Origin of the sequence: Herbidospora galbida (genome assembly GCF_005233835.1) — a bacterium.
Lineage (GTDB): Bacteria > Actinomycetota > Actinomycetes > Streptosporangiales > Streptosporangiaceae > Herbidospora > Herbidospora galbida.
In genome coordinates this window covers 1-26,266 of sequence record NZ_SZQA01000037.1, presented here as the reverse complement: position 1 = coordinate 26,266, position 26,266 = coordinate 1, and the positions used below count along the sequence as shown (strand labels likewise).

25 protein-coding genes, 2 rRNA genes and 1 pseudogene are annotated in these 26,266 nt (G+C 71.0%); 7 read left to right on the top strand and 21 right to left on the bottom strand.

Annotation, left to right across the window (positions count from 1 at the left end):
- Nucleotides 1–18: 18 nt before the first annotated feature.
- From pssA to FDA94_RS30785, 13 genes are all read right to left on the bottom strand, one after another.
- Nucleotides 19–846 carry a CDP-diacylglycerol--serine O-phosphatidyltransferase gene (pssA, locus tag FDA94_RS30845; RefSeq protein WP_137250584.1) on the bottom strand — a complete coding sequence of 276 codons (828 nt, stop codon included), beginning with the start codon at nucleotides 844–846 and terminating at the stop codon, nucleotides 19–21.
- Nucleotides 833–1,465: a phosphatidylserine decarboxylase gene (locus FDA94_RS30840; protein WP_137250583.1), complete on the bottom strand. Its 633-nt coding sequence runs from the start codon at nucleotides 1,463–1,465 to the stop codon at nucleotides 833–835. The genes pssA and FDA94_RS30840 overlap by 14 nt, the downstream gene beginning before the upstream one ends.
- A gap of 140 nt (nucleotides 1,466–1,605) precedes the next feature.
- Complete coding sequence (locus FDA94_RS30835) at nucleotides 1,606–2,592, bottom strand: TerC family protein (RefSeq protein WP_137250582.1); 987 nt, start codon at nucleotides 2,590–2,592, stop codon at nucleotides 1,606–1,608.
- A gap of 245 nt (nucleotides 2,593–2,837) precedes the next feature.
- Nucleotides 2,838–3,854: a glycosyltransferase family 4 protein gene (locus FDA94_RS30830; RefSeq protein ID WP_137250581.1), complete on the bottom strand. Its 1,017-nt coding sequence runs from the start codon at nucleotides 3,852–3,854 to the stop codon at nucleotides 2,838–2,840.
- Nucleotides 3,851–5,419: a murein biosynthesis integral membrane protein MurJ gene (gene murJ, locus FDA94_RS30825; protein ID WP_137250580.1), complete on the bottom strand. Its 1,569-nt coding sequence runs from the start codon at nucleotides 5,417–5,419 to the stop codon at nucleotides 3,851–3,853. The genes FDA94_RS30830 and murJ overlap by 4 nt, the downstream gene beginning before the upstream one ends.
- Nucleotides 5,416–6,264, bottom strand: coding sequence for a hypothetical protein (locus tag FDA94_RS30820; RefSeq protein WP_137250579.1), 849 nt, complete (start codon nucleotides 6,262–6,264; stop codon nucleotides 5,416–5,418). The genes murJ and FDA94_RS30820 overlap by 4 nt, the downstream gene beginning before the upstream one ends.
- A 16-nt stretch (nucleotides 6,265–6,280) precedes the next feature.
- A complete protein-coding gene (locus FDA94_RS30815; protein WP_137250578.1) occupies nucleotides 6,281–7,285 on the bottom strand; it encodes a copper transporter in 1,005 nt (334 codons plus the stop codon).
- Nucleotides 7,282–8,487 carry a putative cytokinetic ring protein SteA gene (steA, locus tag FDA94_RS30810; RefSeq protein ID WP_425460185.1) on the bottom strand — a complete coding sequence of 402 codons (1,206 nt, stop codon included), beginning with the start codon at nucleotides 8,485–8,487 and terminating at the stop codon, nucleotides 7,282–7,284. The genes FDA94_RS30815 and steA overlap by 4 nt, the downstream gene beginning before the upstream one ends.
- 425 nt (nucleotides 8,488–8,912) lie before the next feature.
- Nucleotides 8,913–10,631, bottom strand: a complete 1,719-nt coding sequence (gene recN / locus FDA94_RS30805) for a DNA repair protein RecN (protein ID WP_137250576.1) — start codon at nucleotides 10,629–10,631, stop codon at nucleotides 8,913–8,915.
- Between the two features lie 76 nt (nucleotides 10,632–10,707).
- Nucleotides 10,708–11,613 (bottom strand): NAD kinase, encoded by a 906-nt coding sequence (locus FDA94_RS30800; RefSeq protein ID WP_137250575.1) that lies wholly within the window; start codon nucleotides 11,611–11,613, stop codon nucleotides 10,708–10,710.
- Entirely contained in the window at nucleotides 11,610–12,422 is an 813-nt protein-coding gene (locus FDA94_RS30795; RefSeq protein WP_137250574.1) for a TlyA family RNA methyltransferase, read from the bottom strand. The genes FDA94_RS30800 and FDA94_RS30795 overlap by 4 nt, the downstream gene beginning before the upstream one ends.
- Before the next feature lie 40 nt (nucleotides 12,423–12,462).
- On the bottom strand, nucleotides 12,463–12,756 hold the full coding sequence (locus tag FDA94_RS30790; RefSeq protein ID WP_137250573.1) for a hypothetical protein: 294 nt from the start codon (nucleotides 12,754–12,756) through the stop codon (nucleotides 12,463–12,465).
- Nucleotides 12,757–12,916: 160 nt separating this feature from the next.
- Entirely contained in the window at nucleotides 12,917–13,147 is a 231-nt protein-coding gene (locus tag FDA94_RS30785; RefSeq protein WP_170991203.1) for a hypothetical protein, read from the bottom strand.
- Nucleotides 13,148–13,178: 31 nt separating this feature from the next.
- Between FDA94_RS30785 and FDA94_RS30780 the strand changes: the two genes are divergently transcribed.
- Nucleotides 13,179–14,027 (top strand): hypothetical protein, encoded by an 849-nt coding sequence (locus FDA94_RS30780; RefSeq protein ID WP_137250571.1) that lies wholly within the window; start codon nucleotides 13,179–13,181, stop codon nucleotides 14,025–14,027.
- Between the two features lie 297 nt (nucleotides 14,028–14,324).
- Nucleotides 14,325–14,672, top strand: coding sequence for an SCP2 sterol-binding domain-containing protein (locus FDA94_RS30775; protein WP_137250570.1), 348 nt, complete (start codon nucleotides 14,325–14,327; stop codon nucleotides 14,670–14,672).
- Nucleotides 14,673–15,419: 747 nt separating this feature from the next.
- On the opposite strand, the gene FDA94_RS30770 is transcribed toward FDA94_RS30775, so the two are convergent.
- A complete protein-coding gene (locus FDA94_RS30770; protein ID WP_212735579.1) occupies nucleotides 15,420–16,409 on the bottom strand; it encodes an HAD-IIA family hydrolase in 990 nt (329 codons plus the stop codon).
- Nucleotides 16,406–16,747, bottom strand: coding sequence for a tetratricopeptide repeat protein (locus FDA94_RS30765; RefSeq protein WP_137250569.1), 342 nt, complete (start codon nucleotides 16,745–16,747; stop codon nucleotides 16,406–16,408). The genes FDA94_RS30770 and FDA94_RS30765 overlap by 4 nt, the downstream gene beginning before the upstream one ends.
- 165 nt (nucleotides 16,748–16,912) lie before the next feature.
- On the opposite strand from FDA94_RS30765, the gene FDA94_RS30760 reads away from it, so the two are divergent.
- Entirely contained in the window at nucleotides 16,913–18,139 is a 1,227-nt protein-coding gene (locus FDA94_RS30760; protein WP_246060239.1) for a DUF1015 family protein, read from the top strand.
- 640 nt (nucleotides 18,140–18,779) lie between these two features.
- Nucleotides 18,780–19,022 (top strand): hypothetical protein, encoded by a 243-nt coding sequence (locus tag FDA94_RS30750; RefSeq protein WP_137250567.1) that lies wholly within the window; start codon nucleotides 18,780–18,782, stop codon nucleotides 19,020–19,022.
- Nucleotides 19,023–19,429: 407 nt separating this feature from the next.
- On the opposite strand, the gene FDA94_RS30745 is transcribed toward FDA94_RS30750, so the two are convergent.
- A complete protein-coding gene (locus FDA94_RS30745) occupies nucleotides 19,430–20,287 on the bottom strand; it encodes a hypothetical protein (protein WP_137250566.1) in 858 nt (285 codons plus the stop codon).
- 623 nt (nucleotides 20,288–20,910) lie between these two features.
- Nucleotides 20,911–21,134: pseudogene (locus tag FDA94_RS41620) on the bottom strand (transposase); the annotation flags it as partial.
- Nucleotides 21,135–21,357: 223 nt separating this feature from the next.
- Here FDA94_RS41620 and FDA94_RS30735 point away from each other — a divergent pair.
- A complete protein-coding gene (locus tag FDA94_RS30735; protein ID WP_170991202.1) occupies nucleotides 21,358–21,723 on the top strand; it encodes a transposase in 366 nt (121 codons plus the stop codon).
- Nucleotides 21,724–21,826: 103 nt separating this feature from the next.
- Here FDA94_RS30735 and FDA94_RS30730 read toward each other — a convergent pair whose 3' ends face one another.
- Nucleotides 21,827–22,204 (bottom strand): single-stranded DNA-binding protein, encoded by a 378-nt coding sequence (locus tag FDA94_RS30730; RefSeq protein WP_137250564.1) that lies wholly within the window; start codon nucleotides 22,202–22,204, stop codon nucleotides 21,827–21,829.
- A 100-nt stretch (nucleotides 22,205–22,304) separates the two neighbouring features.
- On the opposite strand from FDA94_RS30730, the gene FDA94_RS30725 reads away from it, so the two are divergent.
- Nucleotides 22,305–23,231, top strand: a complete 927-nt coding sequence (locus FDA94_RS30725) for an MBL fold metallo-hydrolase (protein WP_137250563.1) — start codon at nucleotides 22,305–22,307, stop codon at nucleotides 23,229–23,231.
- Here FDA94_RS30725 and FDA94_RS30720 read toward each other — a convergent pair whose 3' ends face one another.
- A complete protein-coding gene (locus FDA94_RS30720; protein WP_137250562.1) occupies nucleotides 23,232–24,242 on the bottom strand; it encodes a tetratricopeptide repeat protein in 1,011 nt (336 codons plus the stop codon). It abuts the gene before it with no gap.
- On the opposite strand from FDA94_RS30720, the gene FDA94_RS39565 reads away from it, so the two are divergent.
- Nucleotides 24,135–25,823 carry a hypothetical protein gene (locus tag FDA94_RS39565; protein ID WP_170991201.1) on the top strand — a complete coding sequence of 563 codons (1,689 nt, stop codon included), beginning with the start codon at nucleotides 24,135–24,137 and terminating at the stop codon, nucleotides 25,821–25,823. The two genes, FDA94_RS30720 and FDA94_RS39565, sit on opposite strands and share 108 nt — an antisense overlap.
- A gap of 148 nt (nucleotides 25,824–25,971) precedes the next feature.
- On the opposite strand, the gene rrf is transcribed toward FDA94_RS39565, so the two are convergent.
- Nucleotides 25,972–26,088, bottom strand: a 5S ribosomal RNA gene (gene rrf / locus FDA94_RS30710).
- A 52-nt stretch (nucleotides 26,089–26,140) separates the two neighbouring features.
- Nucleotides 26,141–26,266, bottom strand: a 23S ribosomal RNA gene (locus tag FDA94_RS30705); the annotation flags it as partial.

Genomic DNA, 26,266 nt, shown 5'->3' with positions numbered 1-26,266 from the left:
CGGTCCCGCCCCGGAAAGTCATCCCGCCGAGCGGCGCTCCTTGCGCTGGGCCCGCCGGAACATCAGCACCCGCAGGGGGATCGCCGACACGATCGCGATCTGCATGATCGCGCCGACCTGGATGAGCTGGTCGCCGCCGGGGAGACCGGCCGCCCAGATCGTGAGGCAGGCCACGTTGATCATCATCCAGCCGAGGACGAGGGCCGCCAGGTTGCCCTTGGGCTTGGGGTACTCGATCCGGCTGATCATCAGGTAGGACGTGGCGAAGATGCCGAGGACCGTCCAGATCGTCGGCTGGAACAGCAGCACGATCGAGACGATCGTCATGGCGCCCATGGGGATGGGCAGCCCCATGAAGTCGCCGCTCTTGGTCTTCACGCAGGCGAACCGGGCGAGCCGGATCACCCCGGCGAGCAGCACCGACGCCGCGGCCGCCAAGACGAGCCACAGGGGCAGCGGGGCGTCGAACCCGCCCCAGATCACGATCATGAACGCCGGTGCGAAGCCGAAGCTGATCACGTCGGCGAGGTTGTCGAGCTCGGCGCCCATCGCCGAGGCCCGGAACCGGCGGGCCACCAGCCCGTCGAACAGGTCACAGGTCGCCCCGACGAGCAGCAGCACGACGGCGGTCCCGAAGAAGCGCGGGTCGGGCTCGAACTTGCCGGTCATCCTGAGCTGGTCGATCGCGCTGTACGCCAGCACGACGACCGACAGGAACCCCGACAGCGCGTTGCCCAGAGAGAGCAGGTCGGCCGCCGACAGGCGGAACGCCTTGCCGACCGGCCCTGTCGGTTCTTCCTCTTCTTCGACGGACCAGCTTCCGGCCCTGATATCAGGCGCGGTCAATGCGGGTCACCCCTGCCACGGTCTTGTCGCCGACGGTCACGGCGGGCTCGACGCCCTCGGGCAGGTAGAGGTCGACCCGGGAGCCCAGCCGGATCAGCCCGACGCGGTCGCCCTGGGCGACCTTCGCGCCGGCCTGCAGATAGGGGACGATTCGGCGCGCGACGGCCCCGGCGATCTGGACCATCTCGATGTCGCCGAGCGCGGTGTCGAAGTGCCACACCACGCGTTCGTTCTTGTCGCTGTCCTTGTTGAACGCGGGCACGAAGCCCCCCGCGACGTGCTCGACCGAGACGACGGTCCCGGCGACGGGCGCACGGTTGACGTGGACGTTCAGCGGGCTCATGAAGATGGCGACGCGAGTGCGGCCGTCGGCCCAGGGGTCGACGCTCTGCACGACGCCGTCGGCGGGCGAGATAAGCCGCCCGGCGCCGGGCGAACGGTCAGGATCGCGGAAGAACCAGAGCATCCCTCCCGTGAGGGCCGTCAGCGGCACCGCCGCGAGAGCCCACTTGGGAGACCGAGCGGTCAGGGCCGCGGTCACGGCCGCCGCGGCCGCAGTCGGAGCCAGCCACGGCGACACACCGCGCGCGAGCCGTACGCGCGGGCGAGGACTTTCCATTTCGTTCGACACTAGGAGCCTTTGTACTCTTTTGCGACTAGAGGACGGATTTGCGACTTAAGCAGTTATGTTACCGATGCCACAGTCCCTAACCGTCCTCTTTCGCGTCAAGCGCGGCACCCCAGCGGGGTTTTCGAGGCTTAGTGGCGCTCCGCCTGCTCGGGGGCGGCGTCCGTCGGGACGGCCGGAGTGCGGCGGGACTTGACGATGCTCGCCACCGTGGTGATCAGCATCGTGCCGATGATGACGCCCAGGGAGACCTGGATCGGGATCTTCGGCGCCCAGTCGACGATGTCGTGCATGGCCTCGAGGATCAGCTTCACGCCGATGAAGGCGAGGATGAACGCCAGGCCGTAGCTGAGGTAGACCAGGCGCTGCAGCAGGCCGCCGAGCAGGAAGTAGAGCTGCCGCAGACCCATCAGGGCGAACGCGTTGGCGGTGAAGACGATGAACGCGTCGGTGGTCAGACCGAAGATCGCGGGGATGGAGTCGAGGGCGAACAGCAGGTCGGTGCTGCCGATGGCGATCATGACGATCAGCATCGGGGTGACCATCTTCTTGCCGTCGACCCGGACGATCATCTTGGAGCCGACGTAGTCGGGGGTGGTCGGGAACGCCCGGCGCGCGTAGCGCAGCAGGATGTTCTCGTCGAAGTCCTCTTCGCTCTTGTTGTGGTCGCGGATCATCGTGTACGCGGTGTAGAGGAGGATCGCGCCGAACACGTAGAAGAGCCAGTGGAAGGAGTTGAGGGCGGCGGCGCCGACGACGATGAAGAACCCGCGCATGACCAGCGCTATCAGGATGCCGATCGTCAGCACCTTGTGCTGGTAGGCCTTCGGCACCGCGAACCTGGACATGATGATGAAGAACACGAACAGGTTGTCGATGCTCAGGCTGTATTCGGTGATGTAACCGGCGAAGAACTCACCCGACTGCTGGGGCCCCGCGAAGATCAGCAGGCCGATGCCGAACAGCACGGCGAGCGCGACGTAGAGACCCACCCAGAAGCCCGCCTGACGGATGGAGAACTCCTTGGGTTCTCCACGGTCCACGACCCACAGATCGATGGCGATGACCACGAGCAGGCCGATGATGACGGCAGCCCAACCCCACACGGGAATGTCCACTCTCTTAATCCCTCCGGCGCGCGACAAGACACACTGCCGGAGGTCTCTCCCGCCCCTGGAAATCTTCCAGACACGGACCGACGGCCCCGGGTGCTGACACCGTGATGACGGGACCGTCGCGAAGGGATACTCCCCCCCAACGCGAACAGTATAGAGACCATGCCCAAGGGCTACTGAACCCCAGGGCCAGGTTTCCTGAACGAATTATTCCTCTCAACCCGGAACAAGCCCGGGTGATTCCCCGGTCAGCCGTAGTTCTTCAAGGCGGCCTCAACGGCGTCCGCCTCGTCCGGCAGCGCCCTTCCCCTGGCCAGCGCGGCGGCCGACAGGTCCTCGGCCAGCTTCGCGTCGAGGAGCAGCCGCACCAGCTCGGCCCGCAGCCGCCCGTCGTCGCCGGACGGCACCAGCAGCCCCGCCTCGCCCACCATCGAGGGGACGCCCCCCACGGCGAAGCCCACGACGGGCACCCCGGCCCGCAGCGCCTCCTGGACGACCAGCGGCTGCCCCTCCCACCGGCTCGGCACCACCAGGGCGGTCGCGGCCCTCAGCAGCGCCGCCACGTCGTCGCGGGGGCCGAGCAGGATCACGGGCAGGTTCTCGCGGGTCACCCGCTCCTGGAGCGCGTCGCGCAGCGGCCCTTCCCCGGCCACGGCGAAGACCACATCAGGCGGGTACGCCCCCGCCGCCGCGTCGAGCAGCACCTCCAGCCCCTTCTGCTGGGCCAGCCGCGCCACGGTCAGCAGCACCCTCTTCCCGCCGAACTCGGTGGTGGCGGGCAGGTCGGCCAGCGGCGGCGCCGGCACCACGGCCGGGGCGACGGCCCGTGCGCCGAGCGCCGTCATGCGCTCGCAGAGGTCGGGCGAGACGCCCAGCACCACGTCGGCCCGCCGGGCCACGACCCGTTCGAGGGTCGCGTAGACCGCGCCGATCGCGCCCCCGGCGGTGACCGCGTTGTGCAGCGTGACCACGAGCCGGCGCGGCCGGGCCAGCGCGGCCAGGGCGCCGGCCCGCAGGCCGTGGGCGTGCACGACGTCGGCCGTGATCCGGCGCAGGACGCCGACCGTCCGGGCGTCGTTGACCGGGTGGGGCCGGTCGGCGACCGGGATCTCGACGAAGGTCTGGGTGAAGCCGAAGCGGTGCCTGGTCTCGGCCGGGCCCGCGACGACGACCTCGTGCCCCCGGGCCTGGAGGCCGTCGGCGAGGGTGCGGACGTGGCGGCCCACTCCCCCGGCGCTGGTGCCGAGGGTCAGCAGGATCTTCACCGTCTGATCACTTCCTTGAGGTCGTCGCGGTCGATCGCGGCGGCGACCGCCCCGCCGAAGCCGGCCGCCACGATCCCGGCCAGGCCCGCCACCAGCACGCTGAGCCACAGGCCCGGGGTGCCGAGCAGCCAGACGACGGCCGAACCGGCCGCCGCGCCCGTCACGCCGCCGGCGACGGAGGCGAACGCGGCCCGGGAGAGCCCGGCGAGGGGACCGTGGACGCGGCGTACCGCCAGGAGCAGCAGGACGCCCGCCGTGGTCATGCCGATCGTGCTGCCCAGGCCGAGGGCGCCGACCGCCCAGTCGTCGGGCAGCGTGAGCACCAGGGTCACCTGGGCGGCGATCACCACGAGCCAGCCGATCACCTGGTCGCGGGCGGCGGGGCGGCCGTGGCCGCCGGCGTACAGGACGCGCGACAGGTGGGCCATCAGGCCGTAACCCACCAGGCCGGGGGCGAAGGCGACGATGCCCAGGGTGAGCTGGTCGGGCGGGACCTTCGAGCGGGTCGCCAGGAACACCTCGGCGACCGGCGCGGCCACGGCCACCAGCGCGCCCGCGGCCAGGCCGGAGATGAGGAGCACCGCGCGCGTGGTGCGGGCGGCCAGTTCCGCGAACCCCCGCGCGTCGCCGGTCTCCCAGCGGGCCGACAGCACGGGGAACGCGCTGGTCGCGATCGGGACGGCGAGGACGGCGTACGGGACCAGGTAGATCGCCCACGCGTAGTTGTAGGCGGCCAGCCGCCCCGCGCCGCCCTCGTTGGCCAGCCTGACCACCACGGCCATCGCCGCCTGCTGGGCCAGCAGGGCGCTCAGCCCGGCCACCGCCAGGCGTCTGACCTGGGGCGCGACCCCGGGCGGGAAGCTCAGGGTCGGCCGCCAGCGCAGGCCGAGCCGGGCGACCGGCCACAGCACGGTCAGCACCAGGCACAGCACGCCGAGGGTGGTGCCGATCGAGAGCACGAGTTCGGCCGCGCGGGGCAGCCCGGTGATCTCGATCGTGCCGCCGAGCGGGACGAACGCCAGGTAGGCCGCGATGACGACGACGCTCGACACGAGCGGGGCCAGGGCGGGCCCGGCGAACCTCCGGTGGGCCTGCAGGACGCCGTAGAGGACGACCGCCAGACCGTACAGGAGAATCTGGGGCGCGAAGACGACGAGCATGTGCGCGGCGAGCGCCACGACGTCACCGGCGTCGCACCCGTCCATCGCGCCCGGCACGAACACCCACACGACCGGGCCCGCGAGCAGCGCGGTCAGCGCGCTCAGCGGGACCAGCAGCACCACGACCCAGGTCAGCAGCCCCGAGGCGATCCGCCCGGTGGTCTCCGTGTCGCCGCGCTCGGCCGCGCCCGCGAGCACCGGCACGACCATGCCCGCCAGCGCGCCCCCGACGACGATCTCGAAGATCAGGTTCGGTACGGCGTTCGCCGTGAAATAGGCCGTCGACAGGCAGCCGGTGCCGACCGTCTTGGCGAACACCAGCTGTTTGGCGAAGCCGGTGACCCGCGCCGCGATCGTGATGACGCCGATGAGCAGGGCCGCGCCGGCGACCCCCCGGACGGTCAAGGGGTGGGCCGGATGACCTCGGCCGGAGGCGGCACCGGGCGACGCCCGAGCATGTCGAGCCGGTTCAGCACCGGATTACCCGCGATGACCTTGGTGAACGACACCTTCTCCGAGGCGGCCGTCAGCGCCGCGACGGCGCCCAGCACGGCCAGCCGCCCCGGACGCCCCAGCTGCTGTGCGGCGGCCAGCCCCAGCAGCGCCCCCAGCGCGTTGGCGCCGGTGTCGCCCAGCATGGCGCGCTCGGCCAGGTCGTCGGGGAGCAGCGCCGCGGCCGCGCCGAGGGGCACGGCCGCCAGCGGCGAGCCCGCGAGCGGGGCCCCGGCCAGCAGTCCGACCTTGATCGCCCGGCCGGGCCGCAGGTCGAACAGGTTGGCCAGGTTGGCCGACCCGGCGATCAGCAGGCCGTCGACGACGATGTCGGCCGCGTTCCGGCGGGTCAGCGCGGCGGCGGCGAGGCCGGTCGCGCCGATCCCGAGGATCTTCACCGCGCCGCTGGTGACCTGCCCCCGGCGCAGCGCCGACAGATGCCCCTTGAACCCCTTGGACGCGCTGGTGCCGAACACATCGTCGTAGGCGCCGAGCGCGCCGCAGGCGACGGAGGTCAGCACCCCGGCCGCCTTCACCTTCACCGGCAGACCGGGCGTGAGCGCCAGCGCGGCCCCCGCCCCCGCCGCGAACGCCGGGCCTTCGAGCAGCGTGACGGGCTCGCCGCGATGGTTGACGCGGGCCCAGGTCTTCTCGTCGCCGAAGGGCTGCCTCTTCGTGAAGGTCGTGTAGGCGACCCTCGCGGCGGCCGCGCCGAGCGCCGCCCCCGCCAGGGCGAGGAGCAGGGGACGTTGAGTCACGGCGGATCCTTCCGGGTCAGCCCGTGGACGAGGCCACGGGAGACGGGGTGGCAGAGGGGGTGACGGACGGCGTGATCGCGGGCACGGCCGGGGCCGGCTCGAACGCGGTCGCGCCGCTGCCGATCCCGTAGGCGCCCGACTGGCCGCCGAGCTGCTCCCGGAGCGCGTCGACCACCACGATCCGGCCCGACGGCAGGTCGAGGGTGTCGACGCTGGAGACCTGGGAGGTCTCCTCGCCCGAGTCGAGCAGCGCGGCGATGACGCCGCCGGTCGCCGAGGCGGCGGTGGTGCCGGTCATGACGGTACCGAGCCCGGCCTTGTCGAGGGCGCCCGATACCGAAACGATCGCCCCGTTCATGGTCTCGGCGGTCTCGCCCTCGTAGGGCAGCGCGGGCGCGACCACGATCGCCAGGGTGGCCCGGTCGGCCGGCTCGCCGGAGACCGCGATGAACCCGCCCTCCTGGAAGGCCGACAGCACGGTCGAGGTGGCGGTGTTGACGGTGCCCGCCTGCGGCCGCATGTTCGTCACGAGCGCGGCGGCCAGGACGGTGCCCGCCTTGTCGTAGGGCGTCGCGCCCTCGGGGAAGGCCGCCCCCGCCGGGGCGAGCTGGGTCGCCAGGCCGTCGACGACCCCGGCCTGCTCGGGCTCCAGGAAGCCGTCGGTGAGCGACACCCGGCCCGTGTAGGTCGCCCCGGCCAGCTCCAGCACCTCGCGCAGCGGGTCGCGCAGGGCCGTGGGCGCGCCCGGCGCCTCGACGACCACGACCCGCTCGCCCGCCAGGTCACGCTCGACCAGTTCGGCGGTGGCGGCGCCGACGAAGGTGTTGTTGCCGTCTTCGCGGGCCTGCTGCGCGGCCATCTCGGCCCGCAGGGTCAGGTTCTCCTTCTTCAAGGTCTCGGCGGTCACCTGCGTCGACTCGATGATCGGATCCTGGATGACGGTGCTGCCGAGCACGATGCCCACGGTCAGCGCCAGGAAGATCGCCACGATGGAGACGAGGTGATAGCGAAAATCGATCACGAGAAGAGTCCGACCACCCAGAATATGAAGCCGTTCCAGACGTCCTGCGCCCCGTCGAGCCAGATCTTGCCGACCGGCGAGACGAACAGCACCACGCCGATCGTCACGATGGTGGTGGCCACCAGGAGTAGCAGCGACGCCGCGGAGATGCGGCTGCGATAGAGCCTGCTGACGCCCTTTGCGTCGATGAGCTTGCTGCCCAGCCGGAGCCGGGTGAGGAAGGTGCTGGCCATGCCCGACCGGCCCTTGTCGAGGAACTCGACGAGCGTGGCGTGGGTGCCGACCGCGACGATGAGCGAGGCGCCCTTCTCGTCGGCCAGCAGCATCGCGATGTCCTCGCTGGTGGCGGCGGCCGGGAAGACCACGGCGTCGCGCCCCAGCTTGCGCACCCGGTCGAGCCCGGGGGCCCGCCCGTCGGGATAGGCGTGGACGACAAGCTCGGCGCCGCCGGTCAGCGCCTCGTCGGACACCGAGTCGAAGTCGCCGACGATGATGTCGGGCCGGTAGCCGGCCTCCAGCAGCGCGTCGGCGCCGCCGTCGACCCCGATCATGACCGGGCGGTATTCGCGGATGTAGGGCCGCAGGGCGGCGATGTCTTCCTTGTAGTGGTAGCCGCGGACCACGATCAGCGCGTGGCGCCCGTCGAGCTTGGTGCGGATGTCGGGCACGCCCACGCCGTCGATGAGCAGGTCGCGCTCGCGGCGCACGTATTCCATGGTGTTGACGGTGAACGCCTCGATCTGGACTGACAACCCCGCGCGGGCCTCGACCATGGCGGCCTCGACCGTTTCGGCGGTCATCACCTCGCCTTTGCCGGCGATCTCCTCGTCGACGTAGACGACGCCGTCGGAGACCCGGACCGTGTCGCCGTCGCGGACCTTCTCGAACAGGTCGGGCGTCGCGTTGTCGACCAGGGTCACCCCGGCCTCAAGGAGGATCTGCGGCCCCAGGTTCGGGTAACGGCCGGAGACGCTCGCCGCGACGTTGACCACCACGGCCACGCCACACGCGACGAGGGCCTCCGCGCTGACCCGGTCGATGTCGACGTGATCGATGATCGCGACTTCCCCCGGGCGAAGGCGTTTGGTGAGCCTCTTCGTGCGTCGGTCGATGCGCGCCGTCGCAGTCACCCCGGGAAGGACACTGACCTTCCGGCGGCGGAGGCCTGGAACCCTGACGCTCGAGACCTTCATCGGGACCATCCTGCCAGAGGCGACGAGCGTGAAGGCCCGACACCCCGGCACCCGCCAGCTTTGTCGCCACCCTGCCCTCATGCTGCCGTCCCCCATGTCGCCATCCGGCCTCGTCCGGGCACGATGCCCACATATGCCCAGAACACGAACCGATGTCACCCGTCGCGGGAAGCGTTTCCGGCCGACCGGTCCCACGCCCCCGCGCGACCGGCATCCGTCGTGACTCCAGCCTGGCCGAATTTCGTGAGATTCGCTGACACGTTTCCGATATGTGATTAAGGCGAGGTCGTGATTCCGCTCTCCCGCCGCCCACACTGACCTGCTTATTCGCTTCCGTTACGGCTCCGCCCACCCGGCCCCGCCCGCCGACGCCCCGCCGCGCCGCATCCGGCGCCAGGCTCCGATCGGGCCGCTCACCGCGACGACGGAGACCGTCAGCCGACCGACTTCGCGGCGGCCGCCGTGGCCAGGAGTTCCTCCGCGTGGGCGCGGCCGAGCTCGGAGTCCTCCATGCCGGCCAGCATGCGGGCGAGCTCGCGCTTGCGGGCCTCGCGGTCGAGGGTGACCACGCCGCTGCGGACCACGCTGCCGTCGCTGTCTTTCTCGACCACGAGATGCTGGTCGGCGAAGGCCGCCACCTGGGGCAGGTGGGTGACCACGATGACCTGGGCGGTGCGGGCCAGCTTGGCCAGCCGCCGCCCGATCTCCACGGCCGCCTTGCCGCCGACGCCCGCGTCGACCTCGTCGAAGACGAACGTCGGCACCGGGTCGGCGCCGGCGAACACGACCTCGATGGCCAGCATGACGCGGCTGAGCTCGCCCCCCGACGCGCCCTTGTTCAGCGGCAGCGGCGGGGACGCCGGGTGGGGCGCCATGCGCAGCTCGACCTCGTCGACCCCCGTAGGGCCGAAGTCGCCGCTCGACTCGATCACGACGGCGACCCGGGCGTGGGGCATGGCCAGGGCGGTCAGCTCCTCGGTCACCGCGACCGCGAAGCGTTCGGCGGCGGCCTCGCGGATTCGGGTCAGCTCACCGGCCAGCTCGCCGAGCCGGGCGGTCAGCTCCTCGTGTTCGCGGGTCAGCTCGCCGATGCGGTCGTCGTCGCCGTCGAGCTCGCCGACGCGGACGGCCGCCCGCTGCGCCCAGGCCAGCACCTCGGCGACGTCGGCGCCGTATTTGCGGGTCAGCCCGTTGAGCAGGGCCCGGCGCTCGTGCACGATCGACAGGCGCTGGGGGTCGGCCTCCACCGACTCGGCGTAGGCGGCCAGCTCGGTCGCCACGTCGTTGAGCAGGTAGCCGGCCTCGGCCAGCCGCTCGGCGAGGCCCGCGAGGGCGGGGTCGTAGTCGCGGGCCGACTCGACGGCCGACCGCGCCTGCCCGATCAGCGACACCGCGTCGGGCGCCGCCTCGGGCCCCGACATCGGGTCGCCCAGCAGCGCGGTGTGGGCGGTCGTGGCGGCCGTGCGCAGGGTGTCGGCGTGGGTGAGGCGCTCGGCCTCCTCTTTCAGCTCGGCGTCTTCGCCGGCCAGGGGGGCGACCTTCTCGATCTCCTCCAGGCCGAACCGCAGCACGTCGGCCTCCTGCGCGCGCTCGCGCGCCCGGCCGGTCAGCTCGGCGAGCAGGTCGCCGACCTGCTTGTGGCGCTTGTAGGCCTGCTCGTAGGCGCGCAGCGGCTTGACCAGCTCGTCTCCGGCGTAGCGGTCGAGCGCGGCGCGCTGGCGGCCCGGCTGCAGGAGCCGCTGCTGGTCCATCTGCCCGTGGACGGCCACCAGGTCGTCGGCCAGGAACGTGAGCGTCCCGACCGGGACGGTGCGCCCGCCGAGCCAGGCCCGCGAGCGGCCCTCGGAGGAGACGGTGCGGGAGATGATGAGCTCGCCGTTGTCGACCTCACCGCCGATGTCGAACACCTGCTGAGCGGCCCGGCCGCTCGGATCGACGATGAGCGTGCCCTCGACGGTCGCCTTGTCGGCCCCCGGCCGGACCCGCGCGGGATCGGCCCGGCCGCCGAACAGCAGCCCCAGGCCCGTCACCACCATGGTCTTGCCGGCGCCCGTCTCACCTGTGACAACGGTGAAACCGGGTGACAACTCGAGGACGGCCTCGTCGATGACACCCAGTCCCTGGATGCGGACCTCCTCGACCCTCGGCCGCACTGGTCCCTCCCGTTCAACGTCAATGTCGCAAGCGATCCTACGCGCAACTCGCCAAGATTTTCGAGTCGCTCGGACCTCAGGCGGGCCTGGCGCGGCCGCGCCATCCCTCTACCGGAAGGCCGAACTTGGCGACCAACCGGTCGGTGAACGGGACGCCCGTGGAGTCGACGCCGAGCATGCGCGCGAGGCGTACCGGATGGGTGCCCTTGCGGACCTCCACGCGCGCGCCCGGCGGCAGATCGAAGCGGCGGCGGCCGTCGCACCACAGCTCACCCGGGTGTGTCGTCGAGAGCAGCTCGATCGCGATCGAGCTGGTCGGGGCCACCACGAGAGGCCGCGCGAACAGCGCGTGGGCGCTGTTGGGCACCACCAGCAGCGCCTCGACCTGAGGCCACACGACGGGCCCTCCGGCGGAGAACGCGTAGGCGGTCGACCCGGTCGACGTGGCGCAGATGACGCCGTCGCAGCCCCAGCGGGACAGCGGATGCCCGTCGATCTCGGCCACGACCTCCAGCATGCGGTCGCGCTTCTCCACCGACGCCTCGTTGAGCGCCCACGTGCGCGCCAGCACGGTGCCGTTGCGCACGGTCACGTCGAGGGTCATGCGCTCCTCGACCTCGAACCGCCCGTCGACGACCCGGTCGACGACGACGTGCAGGTCTTCCACCTCGGCCTCGGCCAGGAAGCCGACGTGCCCGAGGTTGACGCCCAGCAGCGGCACGCCCGTGGGCCGGGAGATCTCGGCGGCCCGCAGGAGCGTTCCGTCGCCCCCCAGGACGATGATGATCTCCGCGCCGAAGGCGGCCCGCTCGTCGGCCGGGACGACCTCGACGCCCAGCCGGGCCACCTCTTCGGCCTCGTCGGCCAGAACCCGGACCGTCAGCCCCTCCTTGAGCAGCCGGTCGATGACCAGCCGGGCGCTCTCGACCGCGGCGTCACGCCCGGTGTGGGTGGTGATCAGGACCGATCGGCTGTCGCTCATCGGGGCCCCTCCTCGACGGCACGCGCGACGGCGGCGGCCACATCGCCGACCGCCTCGTGACCAGGCCCCTTCCCGAGCCGGATCAGGTATTCCACATTCCCCGAAGGTCCCGGCAGCGGACTGGCCGTCACGCCCTTGACCGTGAGCCCCAGCTGCCGCGCCGCCGCCGCGGCGTCGCGCACCGCCTCGGCCCGCAGTTCCGGGTCGCGGACGACCCCTCCGGCGCCCACGCGTTCCTTCCCCACCTCGAACTGCGGCTTGACCAGCATGACCAGCTCTCCGCCCTCGGCCAGGCACGCGGTCAGCGCGGGCAGCACCAGCCGCAGCGAGATGAACGACAGGTCGCCGACGACGAGCGTGGGCGGCTCCCCGACCATCTCGGGGGTGAGGTCGCGGACGTTCACCCGCTCCATCACGGTGACCCGCTCGTCGGTCCGCAGCGACCAGGCCAGCTGCCCGTAGCCGACGTCGACCGCCAGCACGTGGGCGGCCCCCCGCCGCAGCAGCACGTCGGTGAACCCGCCGGTCGACGCGCCCGCGTCGAGGCAGCGCCGCCCCGTGACGTCGAGGTCGGTGAAGACGTCGAGCGCGCCGATGAGCTTGTGCGCCCCCCGCGAGACGTAGTCGGGCCCGTCGGGGGCCTCGGCGACCACGATCGGGGCGGCGGTGTCGACCTGCGTGGCCGCTTTGGAAGCGGGCTGGCCACCGATGGTGACCCGGCCCGCCTCGATGAGCTGGGCGGCCTGCTCCCGCGAGCGGGCCAGCTTGCGCCGCACCAGCTCGCTGTCGAGACGGCGGCGCTGACTCAACGGTCACCCCTGGCGAAGGACGTGGTGGGGGGATTATCGATCACGGGCGGTCGTCCACAGCGGCAAGGGTCTCCTCCAACGTGCCGAGCACCTGCTCGTACACCTCGACATGAGCCGCCACCGGCACCTCCGCGAGCCGTTCGACGGCGGCGCGGACCGCCGCCTCCGGATCGGCCTCGGCGCCGGGCGGTTGGGTGCCGGCCGGGGCAACGGCCGGCACCACGTTGATTGTCGGGGTCGCCATGACGTCCGCCGGCGAACCGGCATCCGCGGACACAGCGGCCTGCACCGGCACGACGGCTTCCCCACCGCCGGCCGAGTTCATCTCGGTCATGCGCCCCCTCCGGTGTCAGATACGCGGCCCTCGCCCGAAACGCCTCACGAGGCACCCGAAACAAGGCTCCCGAACACGGGCCTCAGACGCTCCGCCGCCTCGACGGTAGCGGACCGGGCCGACGACGTCGCCCGCCGCCCACCCGCCTGCGGCGGCGCCGCTACTTCTTGCCGGCCTTCTTGCCCGGCTTCTTGGCGATCGCCTTCTTGGCGGCCTTCTTCCCGCCCTTCCCGGGCGCGGTCGACAGCTTGGCCGCCACGACGTTCCCCGCGTGCGAGGCCGCCCCCAGCGCCTTGGCCGCCCGAGCCGACCCGGTGGCCTTGACCATCCGGGACGCGGCGGTGGCCGGCGTGCGAGCGGTCCCGACGGCGTGGGCCATCCGGGCGGCCATCTTCTCGGCCCGCGCGACACGGGTGGACCCGGTGGCCTTGACGATCCGCGCGGCGGCCTTCTCGGCCTGCGCGATCCGGTTCCCGGCGGTGACCGAGGAGCCCTTCCGAGCGGCCGAGGCCCGAGCCGAGGTGGACGCCTTACGAGCAGCCGAGGCCGACCGGGAGGCCGACGCCTTCCGCGCGGAACCCGAGGCGGCGGAACGAGCCGCCACGGACTTGGCCGCCGTGGAACGCGAACCCGACGCCTTACGCGCGGAACCAGCCGACGCCTTACGGGCGGAACCGGCCGACGCCTTGGCGGCCCCCGCCGCCCGCGAGCCGGCAGCCCGACGAGCCGAACCGGCCCGCGAACCCGCCGCCGACGCACGAGACGCCGACGTAGTACGCGCGGACGCACTGTGCGCGGACGCGGATCCCGCCGACGCGCCGTTGAGCCCGGCCCTGGACCGCGACGCGGCGGTACGGGCCGTCGTCGAGGCCTTCCGAGACGCGGCGGTGCGCGCGGTCACGGCCTTGCGCGCCGTGCCGGAACGGGCGGCCGACGTCTTGCGGGCCGTCGTCCCCGAAGCGGCCGCCTTGGCGGTCCGCTTGGCCGCCGACGTCTTCGTGGCGGTCGCCGAAGCGGCCTTCCCGCTGATGGCCGAGATGGTCCGCTCGGCCTGGGCCGCCATCCCGGTCACCCGGGACGACACCCCCCGGGACGTCCGCGCCGAGGCCGCCTTCGCCCGGGTGCTCGTCCGCGACCTGTTGGCGCGACTGGCCGGTTTCAGACGTCCCTGCAGTTCGCGGACCTGCGACCGCAGCCGGTCGACCTCGTCCTTGCGCGCGAGGTCGAACACCCCGAGCACCTGGTCGGCCCCCGACCGGACGAGCCCCTGAATCCCCTTCGACGACCGCGCCGACCGGGACGAACGGGACGATGCCCGCCGCCCCTTGGCGGACCGCGACGAGTCCGTGTCGAGCATGTCGATGACGGCTGCACGGGCGTTGCTCGTGGCCGTCTCGGTGAGTGACGTGGCCATCTGTACGATGCCACGCAACGTGTGGAACACCATGCGAACCCCCTTGTCATCTGACACGCCCCCACGTGTCAGATTTCGCGTAGTACTCAGGTTGAACGCTACCGTCCGTTGGTAGATGGGCATTTGACCGGTCCTGGCTTAAGGGGGATGACGCATGGCGACGATCGAAGAATGCCGTGCCGCATTGGACAAATTGGGCGAGCAGTTCCACGAGATCAGTGACGAGGACCGAGCCAAACACGTCGTCGAGCGCCGGCTCCAATGCCGCATCTCCGACCTGAACGTCACCTTCTACGGCCGCATTCACCGCGAAGGTCTCGACCCCTTCACCGAGATCCCCCCGGCCGACGGCCGTCCCGCCGAAGTGAAACTCACCGTGGGCAGCGAAGACCTCATCGCCCTCGTCAACGGCGAACTCGACATGGCCAGAGCCCTTTTCACCGGCAGAGTCAAAATCGACGCGAGCCTCGGCGACCTCCTCCGCCTCCGCCGCCTCCTCTGAACGCCCCCATCCGGCCCGCCCTCCGCCTGCTTCCCGCGAGCCGAGAACCCCTCAACGCGACCCCGATTCCCGTCCCGACGACCGCACCCGCACGCCCGGTGTGGTGGTCCGCGACGCGACCCAGACCACCACACCGACCGCCGGTGCGATGGACTACCGGTCAGAGGGCTCCTACGACAACACCCCACCGCGAGTGCAGACCCCCATCTGAGACCTCCGCCGTGAACGCGCACCGCTCCACCACGACCACAGCCGGGAGACCACACCTGGAGGGCTTCCACCCCATCGCGACGAATTCGGCGCGGCATCCGGCGTCCCGCACCGTTTCAAGGGGTTTAAGTTCTAAAGCCCCAACGAAACGACCGATCCGACTCCCAAGAAAGGCGAACGCAAGCACCCCGCCCAGCCACTGCACGAACTCATTGCGTCTGAAGCCGACAGACGGCCCAAGCAGCTCCTTCGAATGGCTACCAGTCCGCGCCTACTCCAGCCCGGAGCCGCAACCGCTCCAGCCCCGTAAGCCCAACCGAGAAAGCCGACCCGCCCACCTCCGCGCAGCGACAATTCAATACCACGCGAAAGAGTCACAGCCGAGAATCCGCCCGCCCGACGGGGTAACCCGCCGTAGGCGATACTCAAGCCCTCTGCCGCTCGCACATGACCTGCTCGGCTGCCGCGCATGACCCGCTCGGTCCTCACGGCAACAGGCCACCGCCCGAAGCCTGGGAAACCAACCCGGCCTGAGCCCTAGCCCAAGGCCCGAAGCGCCGGCTTGACGGCATCCTCCTCCGCTCGCCCATCCCCCACGCCGGCCCACGTAGCAGCGCAAGCCGCCCGCAACGCGTCGATCGACTCCCCGCCGCCGGTCAGCCGCAACCGCCCGCCATCCCAGGAAGCCACCCACCCGCCGCACTCCCACCCATCGTCGATGGCACGGGCCGAGGCAGCAGGCTGATGCAGCCCGGAAAGGTCGTCCGCCACGTGGGTGGGCCGATGAACCGGCTCTGCCGTCAGCAGGTCGAGCGGCGTGGCCACCCCGGTCAGCACCAGCAGACTGTCGACCCCGGCCCGGTTGGCGCCTTCGATGTCGGTGTCGAGCCGATCGCCCACGATCAAGGGCCGCTTCGCCTCGGTACGGATCATCGACTCCCGATGCAGCGGAGGCTCCGGCTTCCCCGCCACCACCGGGCTCACCCCGGTCGCCGACTCGATCACCTTCAGCATCGACCCGTTCCCGGGCATCTCGCCCCGGTCGGTCGGCATCGTGCTGTCGTGGTTGGCCGCCACGAACCAGGCCCCGGCCCGCACCGCCAGCGTCCCCTCGCTGAGCAGCCCGTAGGAGATGCCGTCCCAGATGCCCTGGACGACCGCCGCCGGCCCCTCCAGCGCGGTCGTCACCGGCCGCAGCCCGTGTGCGCGCAGCGCCGACCGCAGCCCCATGCCGCCGACGACGAGCACGGGAGACCCGGCCGGTACGTGTTCGGCCACGAGCCGGGCGGCGGCCTGCGCGGAGGTCACCACGTCGTCGGGCGACGCGGGCACCCCCAGGTGGGTCAGGTGTTCGGCGATCGCCGCCGGGGTGCGGGAGGCGTTGTTGGTGACGTAAGCCAGGCGTACGCCCCGCTCCCCGGCCAGGGCCAGCGCCTCCGGTGCGCCCGGGACCGCGTGCCGTCCCAGGTAGACCACACCGTCGAGGTCGAGGAGCAAGGTGTCGTACGCGTCGAGCAGGTGATTCACGCGCGCCTCGCGCGCAGGGTCGCCCGGATCTGGGTGAGGGCGGAGACGTAGTTTCGTTCGTCGGGACGCATCGCAACGGCGACGGCCAGGGGTTCCTGGGCGCCTTCGATGTCACCGGTTCGCCAAAGTGCCATACCGAGACCGTAGTAGGCGTAGTCTTCGGCCGGGTTCGCGTCCACGATCCAGCGGAAGCTGGTGGCCGCGTCCTCGTACCGGCGCGAGTTGAACTGGGCCCGAGCCAGGCCCTCGCGGATGCTCCGGGAGTCGGGCTCGGCGTCGGCCGCGCGCTCGAGGAGCGCCGCGGCGGCGGCGGGGCTGCCCTCCTGGAGGAGCTTCATGCCACGCTGGTACCACTCGTATACGTCGCCCGACGGGCTGCCGGACGTATCGCCCACTCCATTCTGATCATGCCGTGTCACGCAATGGCCTCCTGCTTCCGATTTCGGTTCCAACCGGGCACCGCGGCAGTGGGGAGTCCGGGCCTTTATGGCAGCATGCCCGATATGGAGAGATCTGAACGGGCGGGACTGGTGCTGCGCCCGTTCCGCGGCGTGCGATACACGGCCGACGATCTGAGCGCCCTCACCTCGCCGCCCTACGACCTCATCTCCCCCGCCGAGGCTCGGCGGCTCGCTGACGCCCATCCGAACAACGTGGTCCGCCTGATCCTTCCCGGCGCCGGCCACTACACCGAGGCCCGCGACACCCTGGCCGCGTGGCTCAGCGAGGGGATCCTGGCCGCCGACGAGCAACCCGCTCTCTATGTGTACGAACAGAGCGGCCCCACCTTCGTCCAGCGCGGCCTGATCGGCGCCGTGGGGGTCGGCTCCGACGCCGTCCTCCCCCACGAGAACGTCATGCCCGGCCCCGTGGCCGACCGCCTGGCCCTCATGCGCACCACCGAGGCCAACCTCGAACCCATCTTCCTCCTGTACGCCGGAGACGGCCCCGCCACCGCCCTCGTCGAGGAGACGGCCTCGACGAGACCCCCTCTGGTGGACGTCCAGCTGAGCGAGCACACCAGGCACCGCCTCTGGGCCATCACCGACCCCGGCGCCCTGGACAAGATCGCCACCGACCTGGCCGACCACCGCGCCATGATCGCCGACGGCCACCACCGCTACGCCACCTACCGCGAACTCCAGGCCGAACACGACGAACCCGGCCCCTGGGACGGCGGCCTCGCCTACCTGGTCGACTCCACGGCCTATCCGCCCGACCTGAAGGCGATCCACCGCGTGATCCCGGACCTCCCCCTCAGCGAGGCGGTCGCCCGCGCCAAGGGCGCCTGGCAGGTCCACGACCACCCCAACCTGGACGAAGCCCTCGCCGCCCTGGCCACAGCGGAGGACCCCGCCTACGTCGTCACCGCAGGCCAGACTGCCCACCTCCTGACCAATCCCGACCCCCTCCAGCTGAACCTGGCCATGCCGAAAGACCGCTCGGCCCGCTGGCGCTCCCTGGCCACCGCCGTCCTGAACGAGTTCCTCCTCCCCAAGGTCTGGGGCATCGACGACGACGAGGAACACGTCCAGATCGTCCACCACGACCACACCGCCGCCGCCCACCAGGCCGGGCGGTCCAACGGCACGGCGGTCCTGATGCGTCCTCTGAACGCGGCCGACGTCTTCGCCGTAGCCGAAGAAGGCGAGCGAGTCCCGAGAAAATCGACCTCCTTCAGCCCGAAACCCGCCACCGGCCTGGTCCTGAGAACCTTCGCCACCGGCTGAGCGGGCGCATGATGCGTGTCCCGGATCGGCAGGCCCCGAAGCCGATCAGCCCGCCTGGCATGAGGGCCGCCACTGGCCGACTTGCACGCGCGGCCGACTGCCCGGCGTGACGGATACCGCGAACCGACTCCGCGCACGACCACCACACCCTCCATGCGGACGATCGGTCCGCCCCGCCCAGCGTGAAAGCCGCCACGGGCGGTCCTTTCGGATGTTCGGCTTGCCCAGCGTGAGGGTCACTGCGGACAGGCCTTCAGGGAGTTCGGCTTGCCCGGCGTGAAGACCACTGCGTAGGGCGTGTTTGGTGGATCGTGGTTGAGTCGGAGCACCAGGCGGGCGATGGTGACCGCGGCTCGGTAGTGGATGGCGGGCTTGTCGTAGCGGGTGGTGATTCCGCGGAGGCGTTTGAGCTGGTTGAAGCGGCGTTCGACGATGTTGCGCCGCTTGTGGCGCTCCCGGTCGATCCCGCAGCGGCGCCATCCGCGCCGGGCCGAGTGCGACCGGCTGGTCCACCCGCTCGGGAAGGGTGTGAGAGATCCGGCGCGGCCGCAGGTGGGTGCGGTCGATGCCGGTGGAGTATCCCTTGCCGGCCGCCAGGTGAGCGGGACGGCTGTGTGGTCGTCCCGGTCCGGTCCGGGCGATGGAGATGGCCTCCACCACGGTGATCAGGCGGGTGCGGTCGTTCCACGAGATGCTGCGGCGGCCCGGCGATGCCCTGCCGTTCTACCGCCGCGCCCTCGAAGGGACCCCGGATCCGCGCGCCCGGCGGGCGGGCGTGGTCGTCACCGGAAACGGCCATGTCATACCGGCCTGGGCGCAACTCGGCGTCCTCCTGCTGGAGCAGGTGAAGAGCTCGGCTCGCAGCCGCGGGGGCGCATGGTGACCACCCTGGTGGAGGCGGCGCAGCTGTACTCGTTCGAGTATCCGCTGTGGCGCGGGCCCAGGCGTTTCCGGCGTGCGCGGGGCAAGAGCCGGTGGAAGTCGCCCTGACCGCAACTCCTCCAGCCGCCCTTGCAGGATGGCCCGTTCGGCCGGGTTCTGGGTGCGCGCGAGAGCCGTCTCGCAGGTGCGGGCGGCCTCGGCGTCCAGGTCCAGGTCCTCGACGGGGGCCAGGGCCACCGCCAGGCGGCCGAGATCGCGCCGACGTCGTGGTGCGGTGATGGCACGACCGGAGCGTCGTCGAGGAGGGTGGCTTGACGCGTCAGGTCCGCCCAGCGCACGAAGTCCCGCAGCGATCGCGACGATGGTGGGCTGCTGGCCGCCTGACGGGTGGCCCTCAGGTGTCACCCGTCACGGTTCCGGGTCCTGGCAGGATGTGGTCTCGTGCACCTGGTCGGATGGCGGGGGCTCTACGGTCACCTCGGTACCCCAGGCGGTGAGGTCGATCTCGGCCCTGCCCGCCGTGGGTTCTCCGTCCTGGGTGAAGGTGACGTGTGCCCGGCGGGGGAGCAGATCGGGCCCGACCCAGAGCCGCCAGGAGATCCGCGCCGAGCCGAACTGCTCGCGGAACTGGGCTCTCAACACCGGGTCGTCGTTCTGGACCTCGACGCCGAACTCCGACTGGGGAGCGCTTCCCTCGTACACGAGCGTGGCGGCTCCGTCGACGGTCTCCCCGGGAGAAGGGGGCGCGGCCGTCAGCTTCCCCAGCATCTCGGGGGAGAGCAGGTCATGGATGGTGGCCGGGCCCTTGAGGTCCAGCAGTTGTTCACATGTGGCGTCGCGGCCGTAGAGCCAGGACTTGCCCTCGGGGACATCCCTCCGGTCGACGCGGTTCAGGTAGGTGCCGGAGCCGGGGATCGTGATCGTCCGGGTCGTCATGTGGTCGAGATCGGCCGGGATGATCCCCTTCAGCTCGTCAGGGATGCCGATGTAATGGAACGTCGTGGTCAGGTCGGCGCCGGTCGCGCCGACGACGCCGGTCGTGCGGCTCTCCTCGTACTCGCCGGCGAAACTGAAGCTGCCGTCTTCCTTCGCGGCCTGCTCGCCGTAGTCGAAGCGTATGTTCCTGGTGACCTTCACCCCGGAAGAGCCCGTCATCGCCAGGGTCACCGCCTCGGCGGGCGTGCGCGCCGTGCCCCCACCGCCGTCTCCGCAGCCGGTCGAAACGGCGACAGTGATGACGATCGCCCCGAATCTGGGTGAGAACATGCGGGTGATCATAATTGCCGACATGGACCGCACAGAGCGCGCCGCCGGGGTGATCGTCGGCTCCGCCGTGGGCGACGCGCCCGGGGCCACGGGTCAGCACGTCCTCGGTCTGTAGGCCGATGTCCTTGGGGTCGTCGGCGGCCCAGCGCCGCCGCCGCCCATTTCCGCACAGCTCGCCACGCGGCGGGCAACGGTTCCTTGATGCGCACCACCACGGCGGCGGTCTACTTCGCGGGTGATCTTCCACGAGCTGATCCGCGTCGCCTTGACCGGAGGTGGCCCCTTGCACCACCTGGGGGCCGTACACCCCGACCATCGCGACCGGTATGCCACGGTCACGGCGTAAGGATGGCATCCCACGTCGGCGACGGAGTTCAACGGCGCCGTCTGATCCTGCCCAGGTTCGGCGGTATCGGCGGCGACACCGACACGGTCGCCGCCGTGACGGGAGGCCTGGCGGAAGCCGTTTACGGTCTGTCCGCGATACCTGCGCGCTGGACGTCGCCGCTCCACATGCCGCTGCCGGAAGGTGGTGGACTTGGCCGACCGGCTCGGCTTGCAGACCTTGATCTAGGTGGTGTGGCTTGATGGTGGCATGGTGCGCCGTCACGAACTCACGATGAAGGTTCGTCTCTTCCGCAATCCTCTTTTCGCGCGCCGGCCGCGTACTGGTGAGCGGGCACGATGCTCCAGTCGACTCGGCCTGCGCTGTCGTCGTGGACCTGCGCCACGCCGGAACCGCTGGTAGAGGGGTCTGCCTGGGCCCGTACCGGTCGGGCAAGTCCCGCCAGTCGGCACCGGTGCGGATCTTCTACGGGATTGCGTTGATCACCTGCCGGTGATCGCGCCACCATCCACTCCGGTCCGGATCTTCCGGTGATAACGGCACGATCCGGGCTCAGGCCGGCTCACTCCGCAACAAGGACCCGAACCCGACGACCACGTGCTCGGACGATCCCCGGGCGGCCTGACCACAAAGATCCACCTGGCGTGCGAAGGACGCGGCCTGCCGCCGGCCTTTCGTCATCACCGGCGGCAACATCAACGACCGCACCCGCCTGATCACCGTGGTGGAGGCCATCTCCATCGCCTGGACCGGACCGGGACGACCACACAGCCGTCCCGCTCACCTGGCGGCCGGCAAGGGATACTCCACCGGCATCGACCGCACCCACCTGCGGCCGCGCCGGATCTCTCACACCCTTCCCGAGCGGGTGGACAGCCGGCCGCACTCGGCCCGGCGCGGATGGCGCCGCTGCGGGATCGACCGGGAGCGCCACAAGCGGCGCAACATCGTCAAACACTGCTTCAACCAGCTCAAACGCCTCCACGGAATCACCACCCGCTACAACAAGCCCGCCATCCGCTACCGAGCCGCGGTCATCATCGCCCGCCTGGCCCATACCCGTGACTCGCTGGGACCGCCTGTCGGTTGAAAGGCAAGGGTTCGTCTGCGGGAACCAGGTGCAGCGCCGTGATAACCGGAGCGCCACCTCACGAACTGCCGGCCGCAAGGACGCTCCGCAGGGTTCTATAGCCTCACTCCGAAGGTTCCTCCGGCCTGGCCTCGGTATCACCCGTCCCGGCGCGGTGCGCCAGGCGTACCGAGCGGGCCTCGACTTCGAAGGCGCTGCCGCCGCGCCACCAGCGGCGGCGGAGGGCGCCCTGGACCTCGACCACGTCGTCGACGGTCAGGCCCGTCAGGGACTCGCGGACGATCGGGTCGTAGGTCACGCACTCGATGGCGTCGGCGCGGCCCTTCTCGTTGTCGGGGGTGGGGCGGCGGACGGCGAGGCGCCACTGAATCAGCTCGGTGCCGCTGGGCAGGAGGCGGGCCTCCGGGCCCTTGGACAGGCGGCCGACGAGAACGACCTCGTTGTGGTGGGCAGGAGCGCTCACCATTTGATCAACTGACATGTGATCCCCTTCTCTCGGGCACCACTGTCGGTGACTATGCTGCTGCACCGGCTATTCGAGTCCCATTCTGTGAGAACCCGTTCTCGCTCTGAGGTGAGCTGTGGAAAACGTGACCCCGCTCGGCGGAGACGTGTACGAAATCGACACGAGGCTGGCCGGATATGCCGGAATCACTGCCGGATATGCGATTCTCGGTGATCGACCATGCCTGGTGGAGACGGGTACGTCGACCTCGGCGCCGGTCGTCCGCGACGCGTTGGCCTCGCTCGGTGTCGGGGCCGGCGATCTCGCCACGGTCGTCGTGACGCACATCCATCTCGACCACGCGGGTGGCGTGGGCGACATCTCCGCCATGTTCCCGGCGGCGGAGATCGTCGTACACGAGAAAGGGGCCCGGCATCTGGCCGATCCGTCCCGGCTCATGTCCAGTGCCCGGATGGTCTGGGGTGACCGGCTCGACACCCTCTTCGGGATGCTGAAACCGACCGACGCGGCCCGGATCCGGGCGCTCGGCGACACCGGGGCCATCGATCTGGGCAACGGGAGGCAGCTGACCAGCCACTATTCGCCCGGACACGCGAAGCATCACGTCGGGCTGGTCGACTCGCTGACGGGTGACCTGTACGTCGGGGATGCCGCCGGGGTGTACATCCCGGACACCGGGGACGTCCGGCCGTCCACGCCGCCGCCGGATTTCGACCTCGAGACCGCTCTGGCGTCGATCGCCCTCTTCGAAGCGCTCGGGCCGCAGCGGCTGCTGTTCAGCCACTACGGCCCGGTCGACGAGGTCGGCTCGATTCTGGAGCGATCCGCCGAGGAACTACTGATCTGGGTGGATCTGGCCAAGCAGGCCAAGGGCGAGCAGCTCGACCTCGACCACGCCGTGGCGATGGTCGACCAGCGCACCCGTGACCGTTATGCCCGGCCCGCGCCCGGCGACAAGGCCGCTGAGCACATCGAGATGCTCAGCGGCACCGAGCCGAACCTGGCGGGGATCATGCACTGGCTCGACCGCCCGGAGGCCTGATCAGGCCTCCGGCTTGTCCGCCGGTCCGTCGAGGACGTCGCCGTAGTCGGGTTCGATGAACGCCGGACCGAACCCGGCCTCCTCGGCGGGCTTGTCGGCCTCGGCCTTCACCGGGGCCGGGGCCGGCTTCTCGTCGAGGTCCTCGTCGTCGAAGTCGTCGTCGGAGGCGTCCGCGTCGTCTACCTCCGAGTCGTCCACGTCGGAGTCCTCCTCCGTGGAGGCGGTCTCCGGAGCTTCGTCCTCGGAGTCCCCGGAGTCCTCGTCGTCGAGAACGTCCTCGTCCGAGACGTCGTCGGCGAAGTCGTCCTCGAAGTCGTCGTCCTCTTCCAGGTCCTCGATCACCGCGCCGGTCAACTCCGCGTAGCGCTCGGCCGCGTCGGTCTCGCCGTCCTCGTCGAAGGAGGCGGCGCGGCCGAACCAGTCGGCGGCGGCGCTCGCGTGGCCGGCGGCCGCGAGGGCGTCGGCGTAGGCGAAGGCCAGGCGGGCCGACCAGTCACGGGGCTGCGGGTCGCGGAGTTCGGGCAGGCGCTGGAGGGTCACGACGGCCGCGTCGAGCTGGCCCAGGTCGCGCCGGGCGCCCGACTCGACGATGGCCAGTTCGATCTTGCCGGACCGGTCGAGCTTCTCGGCCTCCTTGGACTTCACCAGGTCGAGCGCGCGCTCCGGCCGGCCCATGCCGCGCTCGCAGTCGGCCATGACGGGGAGGAACGCCTCCGAACCGGTCATCCGGCGGGCGGCCCGCAGGTCGCTGAGCGCCTCGGCGTACTGTCCCGCGTGGTAGGCGGCGATGCCCACCGCCTCCCGGACCACACCGATGCGTCCGGCGAACCGGCGCGCGACCTTGGCGTGCTCGTAGGCCTTCTCGGCGTCCTCCGCCGCCAGGGCGCGCGTCGCCGCGACCAGGTGCTTGGCCACCAGCTCGGCCAGATCGCCCGGCAGCGACTTCAGCTCGCCACGGGCCTCGCGGTCGAGCTCCTCGGCGGTGATGTCCGCCTCGAGCTCGGGCAGCACCTCGCGCTCGCGCTGCGGCTCGTCTTCACGCCCATAGCGGGTACGGCTGCCGCCCCGGTCGTCATCGAAGGACCGCTGCGGACGGTCACCACGGTCGTCGAAGCTGCGGCGCGGACGGTCGTCGCGGTCGCCGGAAGGCCGGCGGTCACGGTCCTGGAAGGGCCGCTGCGGCCGGTCGCCACGATCCTGGAAGGACCGCTGGGACCGGTCATCCCGGTTCCCGTACGACCGCTGCGGACGGTCCCCACCCCGGAAGCGATCACGGTCACCGTAGGAAGGCCGCTCGTCACGGTCGCCATAGGACCTCTGCGGACGGTCACCGCGATCCTGGAACGACCGCTGAGGCCGGTCATCCCGGTTCTGGAACGGCCGCTGCGGACGGTCGTCGCGGTCTCCGTAGGAGCGCTGCGGACGGTCGTCACGGTTCTGGAAGGGCCGGGACTGACGGTCGTCACGATCGCCGTAGGACCGCTGGGGCCGGTCACCGCGATCCTGGAAGGAACGCTGCGGACGGTCGCCCCGGTCCTGGAAGCCACGACGGTCGTCGCGGTCCTGGTAGGGACGCTGGGGCCGGTCGCCACGGTCGTTGAAGGACCTCTGGGGACGGTCACCACGATCCTGGAACGGCCGCTGAGGGCGGTCACCACGATCCTGGAAAGGCCGCTGAGGGCGGTCGCCACGGTCACCGAACGATCGCTGCGGGCGGTCACCCCGGTCGCCATACGGGCGCTGCGGCCTGTCACCACGGTCCTGGAAGGAACGCTGCGGCCGGTCACCACGGTCCTGGAAAGGCCGCTGGGGACGGTCGCCACGGTCACCGAAGGACCGCTGCGGGCGGTCACCCCGGTCGTTGAAAGACCGCTGGGGCCGGTCACCACGGTCACCACGGTCGTTGAAAGGCCGCTGGGGACGGTCGCCGCGGTCCTGGTAAGGCCGCTGAGGGCGGTCACCACGGTCACCGAACGAACGCTGCGGCCGGTCGCCACGGTCACCGAAGGACCGCTGCGGGCGGTCACCCCGGTCGTTGAAAGACCGCTGGGGGCGGTCACCACGGTCACCACGGTCGCTGAAGGGCCGCTGGGGACGATCGCCTCGGTCGTTGAAAGGCCGCTGCGGGCGGTCGCCACGGTCGCCGCGGTCGTTGAAGGGGCGCTGGGGGCGGTCGTCGCGGGGCTGGAAGCCGCGCCGGTCGTCACGGTCGCCGTAAGAACGCTGGGGGCGGTCACCGCGGTCGCCGCGGTCGCCGGACGACCGCTGGGGGCGGGAGTCGCGCACACCGTAGCGGCCGCCGAAGCCGCCGCCGCGGACCTCGTCGCGGTCGCGGTAACCACCGCGGCTGTTCGCGCGGAAGGGGCGGTTGCCCCGGTCGTTCTGGCCGTCTACCTGGCCACCTCTGCCGCCGGCATCGCCGCGGCCATACCTGTCGCCGTCGCGGCCGCCGGCCGGTCGGTCGTTTCGCTCATCGCCACGGCCCGCGCCGTCACGCCCGTCTTCTCTGTTCACTTTGATCCTCTGTTGCTCCACCGCGTACGGATCTACGTCTCTGGCTGCGAGGCGGGTGCGCGGTATGGGCACTGTTAGGGGTCGCGTATTCCTCTGACGCGACGAAGGCCACCCGTTCGTCAGGGTGGCCCGGCTACGCCAGCCTAGCAAGTCTTCGCAGGTGATGCGGACCTGCCCGGAAATGACGAAAGCCCGACCAATACTGGTCGGGCTTTCGTTGAAAATTGTCCGGCGGTGTCCTACTCTCCCACACCGTCCCCGGTGCAGTACCATCGGCGCTGGAGGGCTTAACTTCCGGGTTCGGAATGTAACCGGGTGTTTCCCCTCCGCCATAACCGCCGTAACTCTACTAGGCTGTTTGCAGCCTGAGAGTTGCATAGTCGACGCGAGCATTTATGGTCAAGTCCTCGGCCTATTAGTACCGGTCAGCTCCACACGTTACCGCGCTTCCACTCCCGGCCTATCAACCCGGTCGTCTACCGGGGGCCTTACCCTTCACAGGTGGGAGACCTCATCTCAAG